This window comes from Pseudomonas sp. DTU_2021_1001937_2_SI_NGA_ILE_001 (assembly GCF_032463525.1).
Classification (GTDB): domain Bacteria; phylum Pseudomonadota; class Gammaproteobacteria; order Pseudomonadales; family Pseudomonadaceae; genus Aquipseudomonas.
Map to the genome: position 1 here is coordinate 3,289,477 of NZ_CP135971.1, position 13,756 is coordinate 3,303,232.

Annotated in this window: 9 protein-coding genes and 1 pseudogene; 3 read left to right on the forward strand and 7 right to left on the reverse strand. The window is 63.8% G+C overall.

All coding sequences use genetic code 11. The annotated features are described in order from the left end of the window. Nucleotides 1-276: 276 nt before the first annotated feature. Nucleotides 277-1,032 (forward strand): annotated as a pseudogene (locus tag RRX38_RS25050) (MCP four helix bundle domain-containing protein); the annotation flags it as partial. Further along, nucleotides 1,024-1,887: a methyl-accepting chemotaxis protein gene (locus RRX38_RS25055; protein WP_410524907.1), complete on the forward strand. Its 864-nt coding sequence runs from the start codon at nucleotides 1,024-1,026 to the stop codon at nucleotides 1,885-1,887. The pseudogene RRX38_RS25050 and the gene RRX38_RS25055, both read left to right, overlap by 9 nt. Nucleotides 1,888-2,090: 203 nt before the next feature. On the opposite strand, the gene gbcB is transcribed toward RRX38_RS25055, so the two are convergent. Continuing rightward, nucleotides 2,091-3,191 (reverse strand): glycine-betaine demethylase subunit GbcB, encoded by a 1,101-nt coding sequence (gbcB, locus tag RRX38_RS14115; RefSeq protein ID WP_295470493.1) that lies wholly within the window; start codon nucleotides 3,189-3,191, stop codon nucleotides 2,091-2,093. Nucleotides 3,192-3,506: 315 nt separating this feature from the next. Between gbcB and gbcA the strand changes: the two genes are divergently transcribed. Next, nucleotides 3,507-4,805, forward strand: a complete 1,299-nt coding sequence (gene gbcA, locus RRX38_RS14120) for a glycine-betaine demethylase subunit GbcA (RefSeq protein WP_315959640.1) — start codon at nucleotides 3,507-3,509, stop codon at nucleotides 4,803-4,805. A gap of 996 nt (nucleotides 4,806-5,801) precedes the next feature. Here gbcA and RRX38_RS14125 read toward each other — a convergent pair. The 6 genes from RRX38_RS14125 to RRX38_RS14150 all read right to left on the reverse strand — a co-directional run bounded on the left by RRX38_RS14125 (nucleotide 5,802) and on the right by RRX38_RS14150 (nucleotide 13,753). Beyond that, nucleotides 5,802-6,557: an electron transfer flavoprotein subunit beta gene (locus RRX38_RS14125; RefSeq protein ID WP_410524908.1), complete on the reverse strand. Its 756-nt coding sequence runs from the start codon at nucleotides 6,555-6,557 to the stop codon at nucleotides 5,802-5,804. Between the two features lie 34 nt (nucleotides 6,558-6,591). Next, the gene (locus tag RRX38_RS14130; RefSeq protein ID WP_315959641.1) at nucleotides 6,592-7,812 is read right to left on the reverse strand and encodes an electron transfer flavoprotein subunit alpha/FixB family protein; all 1,221 of its coding nucleotides are present in this window, start codon (nucleotides 7,810-7,812) and stop codon (nucleotides 6,592-6,594) included. Beyond that, nucleotides 7,812-9,764: a dimethylglycine demethylation protein DgcB gene (gene dgcB / locus RRX38_RS14135; protein WP_315959642.1), complete on the reverse strand. Its 1,953-nt coding sequence runs from the start codon at nucleotides 9,762-9,764 to the stop codon at nucleotides 7,812-7,814. The genes RRX38_RS14130 and dgcB overlap by 1 nt, the downstream gene beginning before the upstream one ends. A 110-nt stretch (nucleotides 9,765-9,874) precedes the next feature. Further along, complete coding sequence (gene dgcA, locus RRX38_RS14140) at nucleotides 9,875-11,935, reverse strand: dimethylglycine demethylation protein DgcA (RefSeq protein WP_315959643.1); 2,061 nt, start codon at nucleotides 11,933-11,935, stop codon at nucleotides 9,875-9,877. A 102-nt stretch (nucleotides 11,936-12,037) separates the two neighbouring features. Then, a complete protein-coding gene (locus RRX38_RS14145; protein WP_315959644.1) occupies nucleotides 12,038-12,568 on the reverse strand; it encodes a DUF5943 domain-containing protein in 531 nt (176 codons plus the stop codon). Between the two features lie 207 nt (nucleotides 12,569-12,775). Further along, entirely contained in the window at nucleotides 12,776-13,753 is a 978-nt protein-coding gene (locus tag RRX38_RS14150; protein ID WP_315959645.1) for a dipeptidase, read from the reverse strand. Between the last annotated feature and the right edge of the window lie 3 nt (nucleotides 13,754-13,756).

Below are 13,756 nucleotides of genomic sequence, written 5' to 3' on the forward strand. Positions count from 1 at the left end.
ACTCGGTTTCTGCAATTCGTCGGGTGCTTCGGGTGCGACAAAAGCGCACAGCCCGAAAAGCTGCCAGCCCCTTGTAAATGGCGGCCTGCAGCACAGCCAGCGGCAATCATGGAACGTCATTTCAATGACGCCGGGCGAATGACAGCATCATTTTGATATCATCCTGCGCAACTTCTGGATCCCGTTGCCGGTCGGATCACACCGTCGCTTTGGCACCCTACTTACTGGCCGCATGGATTGCGCCCTCCTCGAGGAATTTCCATGTCGCTACGCAAGATGAATATCGCCCCCCGTGCATTTCTCGGTTTTGCCCTGATCGGCGCGCTCATGTTGATCCTTGGGGTGTTCGCCCTGCTGCAGATGAGCAAGATCCGTGGTGCGACCGAAGCACTGGCCCAGGACAGCGTACCGGCGATCAGGGAATTGAACCGTATCAACGAGATCACCCTGCGCATGCGGGTGTTGTCCTACCGCCTGCTGGTCAATCGCGACCCCGCCAGCCAACAGAAGAACCAGGAACTGCTGGTGATGCGCAACCAGCAGCTCGACCAGGCCCGCAAGGCCTACGAGCCGCTGCTCGACAAACCGCAGGAACGCGCGATGTTCAAGGAGTACCTGGACCTGCTGGCAGGGTATCGACAACTGGAAGAGCGCATGCGCAGCCTGTCGGCAAACGGCGACCTGGAAAGCGTGAGCCGCCTGCTGAACAGCGAGATGACCGATAACGCCGACCGCATCAACGCGGTGCTGGGTCGCCTGGTGGAGTCGCACACCCAGGAGCTGGGCGCAACCACGGCCGACGCAGAACAGCAGTATCAGCACGCCTTCGACCTGGTGGTGGGACTGTTGGTCATCGCGACCCTACTGACCCTGCTGTTCGCCTGGCGCCTGACCCGCAGCATCACCGAGCCGATCGCCAGCGCGCTGTCGGCCGCCGAAACCATCGCCGCCGGCAAGCTGAACCAGAGCATCGAGGTGCACGGGCAGGATGAGGCCGGTCGCCTGCTGCAGGCCATGCACACCATGCAACACAACCTGCGCGACACCCTGCTGCAGATTTCCGGTTCGGCCGGCCAACTGGCCTCAGCCGCCGAAGAGCTCAATGCCGTGACCGACGAAAGTGCCCGCGGCCTGAGCCGGCAGAACGACGAGATCGAACAGGCCGCCACGGCGGTGAACCAGATGAGCAGCGCCGTGGAAGCCGTGGCGCAGAACGCCGACACCACCTCCCAGGCCTCGCAGGCGGCGACCCGCTCGGCACGCGATGGCCGCGATCTGGTACAGGAAACCCTGACGGCCATCGAACGCATGAGCGGCGAGGTGCAGGACAGCGCCCGGCAGGTCAGCCAGCTGGCGGAGCAGTCGCGGGATATCGGCAAGGTACTGGATGTGATTCGCGGCCTGGCCGATCAGACCAACCTGCTGGCCCTCAACGCCGCCATCGAAGCGGCACGGGCCGGCGAGGCGGGTCGCGGCTTTGCCGTGGTGGCCGACGAGGTGCGCGCCCTGGCACATCGTACCCAGGAGTCGACCAGCGAGATCGAACGCATGGTCGCCAACATCCAGGGCGGCACCGAACAGGCGGTGGGATCGATGCACAACAGCACTCAGCATGCCGACACCACCCTGAACGTCGCCAAGGGCGCCGGTCAGGCGCTGGATGCCATTCATGCCGCCGTGGAAGAGATCAACAGCCGCAACCGGATGATCGCCGACGCCGCGCAGGAACAGGTCAAGGCATCCCGCGAAGTGGACCTGAACCTGGTGAACATCCGCGACCTGTCGACCCAGACCGCCACCGGCGCCCAGCAGACCTCCGCCGCCAGCGGCGAACTCTCGCGCCTGGCGGTGGGCCTGAATACCCTGGTAGCGCGCTTCAGCCTCTGATCTCGGCCGCTCACCTGGGGGACCGGCTTCAGCCGGGATGAACCCGGGATGACCAGCTTTTCGCAGCCGGAGCAATGCGGCTCAGGCAGGCGTTCCTGCGCTTTTGTTGGAGCGAGCTGGCTCACGACGGCGGCAACCGGTGCATTGGATTTGCCGGCCTCTTCGCGAGCAAGCTCGCTCCCACACGGTGCATCGCTGCTACATCAGTACTCGATACGCACGTCGCTCTTCGGCACGCTGCAGCACGACAGGATGTAGCCTTCGGCTTCGTCTTCCTCGGTGATGCCGCCGTTGTGCTCCATTTCCACTTCGCCGCTGAGCTTCATCACCTTGCAGGTACCGCAGATGCCCATGCCGCAGGCCTTGGGGATCATCAGCCCCAGCTTGGCAGCCGCCGCGTGCACGGTCTCGCCCGGTGCGATGCGAATGCTCTTGCCGGTGTCGCTGAACTCCACCTGGTGCAGGTCGGAAATATCCAGGTCTGGCGCATCGGCCGCCTGTTCGGCATGCTCGACGGCATCGGCCTTGGCTTCCGGCGGCGTGGCGCCGAACGACTCTTCATGGTACTGGGCCATGTCGAAGCCGTTTTCCTGGAGCATGCGCTTGACCGCCGCCATGTACGGCGTCGGGCCGCAGCAGAACACCTCGCGCTCACGGAAGTCCGGCGCCATCATCTCCAGCATGCGGATGTTCAGGTAACCGCGGTAACCGGCCCAGGGCTCGCCCAGGCCATGTTTCTCGCAGACCAGATGCAGACTGAAGTTGTCGATCCGCGACGCCATATGCTCCAGCTCGCGGTGATAGATGATGTCCTTCGGCGAACGGGCGCTATGGACGAACACCATGTCGACGTTGGCGTTGGTGTCGTAGTACCAGCGCGCCATCGACATCACCGGAGTGATACCCACGCCGCCGCTGAGGTAGAGGATCTTCGGGTTGGGGAAGTCGATGGCGTTGAACAGCCCCACCGGACCGTGCACGGCCAGTTCCTGGCCTTCGTGCAGGGTGTCGTGAAGGAAGTTCGACACGCGACCGCCCGGTACGCGCTTGACGGTGATCGAGAAGCTGTAGGGCACCGACGGCGAGCTGGAAATGGTGTACGAGCGCATCACCGGCTGACCTTCGATCTCCAGCTCCAAGGTGACGAACTGCCCCGGCTTGAAGAAGAACATGATCGGCTGGTCGGCCATGAAACAGAAGGTGCGCACGTCCCAGGTTTCCTGAACGACCTTGACGACACGCACCAGGTGACGACCGTTGACCCAGGTCTGGGTGTTGACCGGATTGAGGAAGCTTTGGGACATGCTGGATCTCCACGGCCGACTGCCGGCCTTTCTTGAGGCGAATTCTGCGTAACGCCCTGTCACGCCATTTATCCATCAGCGACACTGACGTGCTTACGGCAACCAGCCCCGGAGGGCATGGGCTTGCCCGTCGGGAACGGATTCGGCCATGTCGTGCATGGATAAGGTTCCGGCCGCGCCCGGCTCCACACTCGCCGCTAAATTCTTACGACACGATTCGTAACCACGAGCGACCCACCATCGCCCTGTGTGCACCCCCAAGAACCGTAATCAGCCATATCTCGACCGCCCGAGGCGGTCATGAGGAACCTAACGATGGACGTCACTGCAAACATCAGCCTGGGCGACCCACTTGAAGCAGCACGCAAGGCCACTGCCGAAATGCTGCAGACCCGCGAGCGCACGTACTCGCTGCCGCAGCCTTTCTACAACGACGAGCGGCTGTTCCAGATCGACATGCAGGAGATCTTCCAGAAGGAATGGCTGATTGCCGGCATGACCTGCGAGATCCCCAAGAAGGGCAACTACCTGACCCTGCAGATCGGCAACAACCCGGTACTGGTGGTGCGCGGCGCGGACAATACCATCAATGCCTTCCACAACGTATGCCGTCACCGCGGTTCGCGCCTGTGCACCGGCGAGAAAGGCAAGGTGGCCAAGCTGGTCTGCCCTTACCACCAGTGGACCTACGAGCTGGACGGCCGCCTGCTGTACGCTGGCACCGAGATGGGCGAAGACTTCGACATGAAGAAGTTCAACCTCAAGCCGATCAACGTGAAGACCGCTGGCGGCTACATCTTCATCAGCCTGGCGGAGAACCCGCCGGCCATCGACGAGTTCCTGGCGACCCTGCACCACTACATGGAACCCTACGACATGGAGAACACCAAGGTGGCGGTGCAGACCACCTTGATGGAAAAGGCCAACTGGAAGCTGGTGCTGGAAAACAACCGCGAGTGCTACCACTGCAGCGGTTCGCACCCCGAGCTGCTCAATACCCTGCTGGAATGGGATGACACCCACGACCCGCGTGCCACCCAGGAATTCAAGGACCACGTGGCCGAATCCGCCGCCAAGTGGGAAGCCGAGAAGATCCCTTACCTGCACGCCGGTTTCGGCCTGCGCAACCGCATCGTGCGCATGCCGCTGCTCAAGGGCACCGTGTCCATGACCATGGACGGCAAGCAGGGCTGCAGCAAGCTGATGGGCCGCATCCAGAACCCTGACCTGGGCTCGATGCGCATCCTGCACCTGCCGCACTCCTGGAACCACGCCATGGGCGACCACCTGATCGTGTTCACCGTGTGGCCGATCAGCGCCCAGGAAACCATGGTCACCACCAAGTGGCTGGTGCACAAGGACGCCGTGGAAGGCGTGGACTACGACGTCGCGCGCCTGCGCGAAGTCTGGGACGCCACCAACGACCAGGACCGTCGCCTGGCCGAAGAGAACCAGCGCGGCATCAACTCCACCGCCTACCAGCCAGGCCCGTACTCCAAGACCTACGAGTTCGGCGTGGTCAACTTCATCGACTGGTACAGCGCACGCATGCTGGCCAACCTTGGCGCAGAACCTGCGCCCTACCTCAGAGAAGTGCAGATTCAGAGCAACTGAGACGCTGCCTGACTGAAAAGCCCGCCCCGCCTAAGGGGCGGGCTTTTTTATTGAGCGAAAAACGACCAGACCACTGCGAGCCCAAGCCCTGTGGCGCCCTGTGCACTCCACGAACACGTTATCCACAGCACAGCCCACAGTAATGGTGGAAAACCCGACTTCAGCCTTGCTGCACAAGGGCTTACGCACGTTGCATGCACCCGCGCCGCACCCTGTATGTTTTTTGACCAATCCCAGCAAAGCCTTATGGAACGAGGGCCACAGCAGTTGGCGAACAACTTGTCCACAAAGACGCCAACAGACTTTGGGGGCAACTGTGAACATTCGCCAAGCGCCTTGTGGAAAAGCCTCTGCACGCCCCGAAAACTGGCGATATCACCGTCCGGCGCTATCCCTAGCTCCTGATCGATCAAATACTGATCAACTGCCTGCAGGCCACGTAATACGTGGCTTGCAGAACAGAGCGAACATCTTGTCCACAGAGCGACCAACAGACTTTGTTAACAACAGCCTGCGCAGCAGCGTACGTTATCCACATGTGCAGGCCGTGTGTATTCGCCTAGCGGACTGGTCAATATCTGAACAACGGCCTGAAAGCCTTTATTTACGTGGGGTACAGCCAAGCGCAAACATCTTATCCACAGCAAGGCGCACAGAGAATGTGCGTAACACTGCATCGAGGTGTGCATATCCAGGGTGAGCAGGCTTGGTTGTCAGGCCGTAGGCATGCTTGTGTGGCGCGAGCTGGGGATAAGTAGCAATACGGCTCAGTTAGGCCGGGTAGGAGCGGCTTCAGCCGCGAAGCGACCGCATGCTCACAGCAGATGCAATGGATTTCCTAGCGCTTTCGCGGCTAAAGCCGCTCCCAGACCCGGAAGATGCGCCTGCGGGCGCGCAGAGGGGTAAAAAGTCGCGGCCAGAGCCTTTCCTGCACCTGGATCTCCGGTCCTGTGCAAGAACGGCTCTGGCCGCGAACGGGGGACGATGGAAGCGGGGTCAGCGAATGACCCCCTCCTCCACCAGAAGCTTGAGAATCGCCTCGGCGCCTTCCTGGGCGCTGACGCCCTTGAGCACCTTGCCACCGCCGCCGCTGGCCTTGGCGGTGGCGGCCTTCATGCGGTCGGCACCGCTCTTGGCCTTGATCACCTTGAGACGCTTGGGCCGTGGCTTGGCCGGTTGCAGGGTATCGCCGTCGAGCAGCGGGTCACTGACCACCTCGACCTGATCAACCCCCAGTACACCCCGGCGCGCCGGGCCAAAGGCGGTCTGGCGCGGCGTGGGACCGGCGTTATCCACAGTGGCGAGCAGCGGCAGGCGCACCTTGAGGCGGCGCCGCTGGCCACGTGGCAGGGCCTGCAGGACGGTGGCCACGCCGTTGTCCAGCGACTCGACCTCGGCCAGGCCCACCACCAGTGGCCAGCCCAGGCGCTCGGCCAGCAGGAACGGCAGCATGCCCGAACCTTCGCCGGTTTCCGCCTGGGTGCCGGTGAGCACCAGTTGCACCTGGCTGTCGCGAATGTACTCGCTCAGCACTGGCAGTGCGTCCGCCCCGGCCGGCTGTTCGAGAATCTGCATCTCGTCCAGGCCCATGCCCAGGTAGGCGCGCAGCGCCGGCTCCTCGGGGTTGCCGGCGTGCAGCAGTTGCAGGTTGTTCCCTGCCAGACGCAGACCCAGCTCTACCGCCCGGGCGTCCTGTTCGGCGCGGCGGGCACGGCCCGAGGTGGGGTGTGCGCCTACCGACACCAGGCTCATGACCTGCAGTGAAGAAGACTGGCTTGCCGCTGCTTCAGGCCGCATCGCGTTTACCTCCGTTGCGCCAGGCGTCCACGGCGGCAATCAGCGCCTCGAACAGCTCGGAACTGTCGCCGATCACCGAAAGATCGGCCCGTTTGATCATGTCGCAGCCGGGGTCCATGTTGATCGCCACCACCTTGTCACAGGCACCGATGCCCTGCAGGTGCTGGATCGCCCCGGAAATGCCCACCGCCACGTAAACCCGCGCGGTGACCCAGGTACCGGTGGCGCCGACCTGGCGATCACGGGCCATGAAGCCGTTATCCACAGCCACCCGCGAAGCCCCCTCGGTGGCGCCCAGTGCCGCCGCGGTCTTGTGGAACAGGTCCCAGTCCTTGACGCCGTTGCCACCGGAGAAGATGAACTCCGACTCGGCCATGGGAATCGCCGCCGGGTCGACGGCCACCGGGCCGAGGTCCTCGATGCGCGCCAGGCTGCGTGCCACGCCTGTGGACAACTCCACGGGCAGGGCTTCGTGACGGGTTTCACTGACCGGGTCGGCACACTCGGCGGCGGCCAGGATCAGGCGCGCCAACGGCTGCACCAGGTCCTGCTGGCCGGCACCGGCGCGGCCGATGCACTGGCCGTCCTTGACCTGCCAGACCCGCGTGGCCGGGCGCTCGCCCAGGCTGGCGGCGAAGCGCCGACCCAGTTCGCCACCACCGGTGCGGCTGTCGGGCAGCAGCCAGTGGCGCGGGCCGAACTGGTTATCCACAGCCCGCAGGCCCTGTACGCGCTGCTCGGGCGAATAGCCTTCGAACGCTTCGCCTTCGATGACCAGCAGGCGGTCCACGCCTGCGCTATCGAACGCGCTTTCCTTGTGCTCGCCGAACACCACGGCCAGCACCGCGCCGTCCTGGCCGGCGAGTTGCCGGGCCAGGCCGAGCAGATCGCGGTCGTGGCTGCCCAAACGGCCGCCGACCATGTCGGGTGCCACGGCGATGTAGAACGCCGGCTGGGAAACCTGATGCAGCGGCAACTGGGCCTCGACGGCCGCCACCCGGCGTGCCGAGCCACCCTGCTGGGCGCCACTGCGGTCGATACGCTTGATACCGTTGGGGCCGATGAAACCGATGCCGTGGACCTTCTTGCGGATCAGCCCGTTAGGGCCCATCCAACGCTCCTGGGCCGGCTGCATGGCGGCATGCAGCGGGTGCAGGCGGTTACGGGCGATCCACTCGGCCCGCGGGTCGCGGCGAATAATGTCGCTCATCAGTGCACCTCCGCAGCTTCACGTTTGGCCTGGGCCGCTGGTCGCGCCGGGGCGGCCGCGTCTTCGAGCAGCGCTTCGGCGACCAGCTCGGCGATGTCCTTGATGGCCGGGCGGGGTTCGACCACGCCTTCGAGCATTGCCGTGCATTGTGGACAACCCACGGCCACCAGCTCGGCACCGGTCTCGCGGATGTCTTCCATGCGCATGTCCGGAATCCGCTGCTTGCCAGGGATGTCGGTGATCGGCGCACCGCCGCCACCGCCGCAGCAACGGGAACGGAAGCCCGAGCGCTGCATTTCCTTGATTTCGATACCCAGGGCACGCAGCACTTCGCGTGGTGCCTCGTATTCGCCGTTGTAGCGGCCCAGGTAGCACGGGTCGTGATAGGTCACGCTGCCACCCTTGTGCTGGCCAAGGTTCAGCGCACCGGCCTGCACCAGTTCGGCGATGAAGGTGCTGTGGTGCTGCACCTGGTACTCGCCCCCGAAGGCGCCGTATTCGTTCTTCAGCACGTGGAAGCTGTGCGGGTCGCAAGTCACGATGCGTGCAAAGCGGTAGCGCGACAGGGTCTGGATGTTGCGTTTGGCCAGGCTCTGGAAGGTCGCTTCGTCGCCCAGGCGCCGTGCCACGTCGCCGCTGTCGCGCTCTTCCAGGCCGAGCACGGCGAAGTCCACGCCGGCCGCCTTGAGCACCTTGACGAAGGCGCGCAGGGTGCGCTGGTTGCGCATGTCGAAGGCACCGTCACCGACCCAGAACAGCACGTCGGCGGATTTCTTCTCGCTGAACAGGCTGAGGTTCAGGTCGGCAGCCCAGTTCAGACGGCCACCAGGGTTGAAGCCGCCAGGGTTGTCGGTGGCAATGAGGTTGTCGAGCACCTCGGCACCCTTGTTCGGGGTGGCGCCCTTCTCCAGGGTCAGGTGGCGGCGCATGTCGACGATGGCGTCGACGTGCTCGATCATCATCGGGCATTCCTCGACGCAGGCGCGGCAGGTGGTGCACGACCACAGGGTCTCGGCATCCACCAGGCCGTTGACGATCGGCTGGTGCGGGTTGCCGCTGTGCTCACCGATCGGCTTGCCGGGGTACGGGCTGCCGGCGAACTGCGCGTCGCTGCCGCCGGCCAGGCCGACGACCATGTCCTGAATCAACTTCTTGGGGTTCAGCGGCTGGCCGGCAGCGAACGCCGGGCACATGGCCTCGCACTTGCCGCACTGCACGCAGGCGTCGAAGCCCAGCAGCTGGTTCCAGGTGAAATCCTTGGGCTTTTCCACCCCCAGCGGTGCCTGGGGATCTTCCAGGTCCAGCGGCTTGAGGCCGGTGGAGCGACCACCACCGAAACGCTCGGCGCGGCGGTGCCAGGCCAGGTGCAGGGCACCGGCGAAGGCGTGCTTCATCGGCCCGCCCCAGGTCATGCCGAAGAACAGCTCGCTGACGCCCCACAGCACACCGAGCGACAGGATGCCGGCCAGCAGCCAGCCACCGAAGTTCTCCGGCAGGATGCCAGCCACTGGCAGGGTGACCAGGAAGAAGCTCGCCGAGAACGCCAGCAGGCTCTTGGGCAGGCGCATCCACGGGCCTTTGGACAGGCGCGCGGGCGGGTTGAGACGGCGACGGTAAACGAAGATCGCACCGACGAACATCACCGCGGTCATCAGCAGCAACGCGTAGCCGAGCACTTTGTTGTGCAGGCCGAAACCGTGCACCAGGATCGCCAGCACGATCGACGCCACGGCACCACCGGCGGTGGCCACGTGGGTGTTGGCGATGTACTTGTCGCGGGCTACCACATGGTGCAGGTCGACCATGTAGCGCTTGGGCATGGCGAACAGGCCGCCCAGCAGGTCGACTTTCGACGCCCGGCCGTTGCGCCACAAGCGGATGCGCCGCAGCGCGCCGAGGACCGCAAGGCCCAGGGCGGCGAACAGCAGAATGGGAAGAATGGTGCTTAACATCAGAGTCACCTCTGGCGAGGTGCAAGCTGCAAGCTACAAGCTGCAAGAATGAGCAGCGACGCAGTTCTGCTGTGATCTTGTGGCTTGCCGCTTGCGGCTTGCAGCTGTTCTTAGAAGTCCTTGCAGAGGCGCAGGCCGTCGTAGATGGCGGCGTGGGTGTTGCGCTGCGCCACACAGTCGCCGATCCGGTACAGCAGGTAGCCGTCGCCCGGCTGGCTGAGCATCGGCTGCGGCTGGATGGCGTACAGGGCTTCGATGTCGATCTGGCCCTTGTTGCGCGACCCTTCCTTCAGCGCGTAGTAGATGGCTTCGTCAGGCCGCACGCCGTTCTCCACCACCACCTGGTCGACCACTCGCTCTTCCTTGGCGCCGGTGTACTCGTTCTCCAGCACGGCGATGAGCTTGTCGCCTTCGCGGTAGACCTTCTCCAGCATCATGTCCCCGGTCATGATGACCTCTTTCGGGTACAGGCTGCGGTAGTAGGTCGGGAAGGTGGTGCCGCCCATGGCCACGCCCGGCTTGATGTCGTCGGTGACGATTTCCACCTGGCAGCCCTTGTCGGCCAGGAAGTCGGCCACCGACATACCGGTGAATTCGCAGATGGTGTCGTACACCAGCACGTTCTTGCCCGGTGCCACCTTGCCGTCCAGCACGTCCCAGCTGCTGACCACCAGGCCTTCTGCCGCGCCCCAGTGCTCGTTCTGCTCCAGGAACGGATGGCCGCCCACCGCCAGGACGACGATGTCCGGACGCAGGTCCATGATGGTCGCGGCGTCAGCGGCCGTGCCCAGGCGCAGGTCGACCTTCAGGCGCGCCAGCTCCAGCTGATACCAGCGGGTGATACCGGCGATCTGGTCACGCTGCGGCGCCTTGGAGGCCGTGGTGATCTGCCCGCCGATGGCGTCTTTCTTCTCGAACAGGGTCACGTCGTGGCCACGTTCGGCCGACACCCGCGCCGCTTCCATGCCCGCCGGACCGGCACCGACGATCACCACCTTGCGCTTGGGCCCGGTGGACTTCTCGATGATGTGCGGCACGCCCATGTATTCACGGGAGGTCGCGGCGTTCTGGATGCATAGCACGTCCAGGCCCTGGTACTGGCGGTCGATGCAGTAGTTGGCACCGACGCACTGCTTGATCTGGTCGATCTGGCCCATCTTGATCTTGGCGATCAGGTGCGGGTCGGCCATGTGCGCACGGGTCATGCCGACCATGTCGACGTAGCCGCCTTCGAGGATGCGCGTGGCCTGGTTCGGGTCCTTGATGTTCTGCGCGTGCAGCACCGGTGCCTTGACCACTTCCTTGATGCCGGCCGCCAGGTGCAGGAACGGCTCTGGCGGGTAGCTCATGTTGGGGATCACGTTGGCCAGGGTGTTGTGCGTGTCGCAACCCGAGCCGACCACACCGATGAAGTCGATCATGCCGGTGTCGTCGTAGTACTTGGCGATCTGCTTCATGTCTTCATGGGACAGGCCATCGGGGTGGAACTCGTCCCCACAGATGCGCATGCCCACACAGAAATCCGGGCCGACCTCGGCACGTACGGCCTTGAGCACTTCCAGGCCGAAGCGCATGCGGTTCTCGAAGCTGCCGCCCCATTCGTCGGTACGCTTGTTGACCCGCGGGCTCCAGAACTGGTCGATCATGTGCTGGTGCACGGCCGACAGCTCGACGCCGTCCAGGCCGCCTTCCTTGGCCCGGCGTGCAGCCTGGGCGTAGTTGCCGATGATGCGCCAGATTTCTTCGGGCTCGATGGTCTTGCAGGTGGCGCGGTGCACAGGCTCACGGATACCCGACGGCGACATCAGGGTCGGCCAGTGTTCGCCGTCCCAGCGCGAGCGACGGCCCATGTGGGTAATCTGGATCATGATCTTGGCGCCGTGCTTGTGCATGGCGTCGGCGAGGTTCTGGAAATGCGGGATGATCCGGTCGGTCGACAGGTTCACCGACTTCCACCAGCCCTGCGGGCTGTCGATGGCCACCACGGAAGAACCGCCGCAGATCGCCAGGCCGATACCGCCCTTGGCTTTCTCTTCGTAGTACTTCACGTAGCGTTCGGTGGTCATGCCGCCGTCGGTGGCGTACACCTCGGCATGCGCGGTGCTGAGCACCCGGTTACGGATGGTCAGTTTGCCGATCTGGATCGGCTGGAACATCGCTTCAAAAGCCATTTCCAAAAACTCCTCAAGGCCTGTGCTGGCAGGGCGTGCCCGGTCTTCTGTGCGTCACGACGCTTGCCTGGGCTGCGCCTGCTGGGCTATCCAGCGGCTCGGTTAAAGTGGTTTGACGACGAACAGACCATCGTCGTGGCCCTCTTCGGAGCCCCCGTAGACCTGTTCTGCAACGGTGCGAATCGAACTGCCGCGCGCGGCGAGGATCTGGTCCATGGCGCCGGCGAACCAGCCGGTGAACATGTAGTCGACCTTGCGGCCGCACTTGCCGTACACGTAGACGAATGCCGAGTGTTCGAGCTTGACGCTGGCGGTGCCTTTGTCCAGGTCGATGTCCTGGATCTTGAACAGGCCCCAGCCACGCTGCGACAGGCGCTTCATGTAGTGCTCGAACACCGCCACGCCTTCCAGGCCATGGCACTCGGCTTCCTTCTCGCACCAGTGCCAGGCGGACTTGTAGCCGGCCTTGTAGAGAATCTCGGCATAGGCCTCGGCGCCCAGCACTTCTTCGATACCCATGTGGTTGTTGACGAAGAAATGCCGCGGTACGTACAGCATCGGCAGGGCGTCAGACGTCCAGATACCGGTTTCGCTGTCGACTTCGATAGGCAATTGCGGGGCGATCTTGGCCATGGAAACTTAACTCCAGAAAATTTTTTGTATGTGAACAAAGCCTTGGCTTTGCTTTGGTGACTCAGTAAAGGGATCGAGTCCGGGGCGTTGCGAGCGCGTCGAGAGCAAGGAAGGACCGCAGCGACAAGCGAGACAGTGCCGAGGCACGGCGAGCTTGGCGCGAGGACCTGACGCCGCTATCGGCGTGCGCAGCAGCCTCCGGGCCGATCACTCGCCCCAGACGTCCTTGAGCACGCGTACCCAGTTCTCCCCCATGATCTTGCGCACCACGCGCTCGGAATGGCCGCGCTTGAGCAGCGTCTCGGTCAGGTTCGGGAACTCGCCCACGGTACGGATACCCAGCGGGTTGATGATCTTGCCGAAGTTGGTCAGGCGCCGGGCGTAGCCCTTGTCGTGGGTCAGGTATTCGAAGAACTCCTGGCCATGGCCCTGGGTGAAGTCGGTGCCGATGCCGATGGCGTCTTCGCCGACGATGTTCATGGTGTACTCGATGGCCTCGGCGTAGTCGTCGATGGTCGAGTCGATGCCCTTGGCCAGGAACGGCGCGAACATGGTCACGCCGACGAAGCCGCCGTGGTCGGCGATGAACTTCAGTTCTTCATCGGACTTGTTGCGCGGGTGCTCCTTGAGCCCCGAAGGCAGGCAGTGGGAGTAGCAGACCGGCTTCTTGGATTCGAGGATGACCTCCTCGCTGGTCTTGGAGCCGACGTGGGACAGGTCGCACATCACGCCCACGCGGTTCATCTCGGCGACGATCTCGCGGCCGAAGCCCGACAGGCCACCATCGCGCTCGTAGCAGCCGGTGCCCACCAGGTTCTGGGTGTTGTAGCACATCTGCACGATGCCCACGCCGAGCTTCTTGAAGACTTCCACGTAGCCGATCTGGTCTTCGTAGGCATGGGCGTTCTGGAAACCGAACAGGATGCCGGTCTTGCCCAGCTCCTTGGCCTTGTAGATGTCGGCGGTGGTGTTGATCGGCATCACCAGGTCGCTGTTCTCGCGCATCAGTTTCATGCTCGAAGCGATGCTGTTGACCGTACCCTGGAAGCCTTCCCACACCGACACGGTGCAGTTGGCCATGGTCAGCCCGCCCTTGCGCATGTCTTCAAACAGTTCGCGGTTCCACTTGGCGATGATCAGACCGTCGATGACGATGCTGTCGGCGTGAAGTTCTGCTGGGCTCATCGG

Bases quoted from the DNA above. Each gene is read 5' to 3' on its own strand.
- RRX38_RS25055 (WP_410524907.1), top strand. From the start codon at position 1,024: ATGCAACACAACCTGCGCGACACCCTGCTGCAGATTTCCGGTTCGGCC.
- gbcB (WP_295470493.1), bottom strand. From the start codon at position 3,191: ATGTCCCAAAGCTTCCTCAATCCGGTCAACACCCAGACCTGGGTCAAC.
- gbcA (WP_315959640.1), top strand. From the start codon at position 3,507: ATGGACGTCACTGCAAACATCAGCCTGGGCGACCCACTTGAAGCAGCA.
- RRX38_RS14125 (WP_410524908.1), bottom strand. From the start codon at position 6,557: ATGAGCCTGGTGTCGGTAGGCGCACACCCCACCTCGGGCCGTGCCCGC.
- RRX38_RS14130 (WP_315959641.1), bottom strand. From the start codon at position 7,812: ATGAGCGACATTATTCGCCGCGACCCGCGGGCCGAGTGGATCGCCCGT.
- dgcB (WP_315959642.1), bottom strand. From the start codon at position 9,764: ATGTTAAGCACCATTCTTCCCATTCTGCTGTTCGCCGCCCTGGGCCTT.
- dgcA (WP_315959643.1), bottom strand. From the start codon at position 11,935: ATGGCTTTTGAAGCGATGTTCCAGCCGATCCAGATCGGCAAACTGACC.
- RRX38_RS14145 (WP_315959644.1), bottom strand. From the start codon at position 12,568: ATGGCCAAGATCGCCCCGCAATTGCCTATCGAAGTCGACAGCGAAACC.
- RRX38_RS14150 (WP_315959645.1), bottom strand. From the start codon at position 13,753: ATGAGCCCAGCAGAACTTCACGCCGACAGCATCGTCATCGACGGTCTG.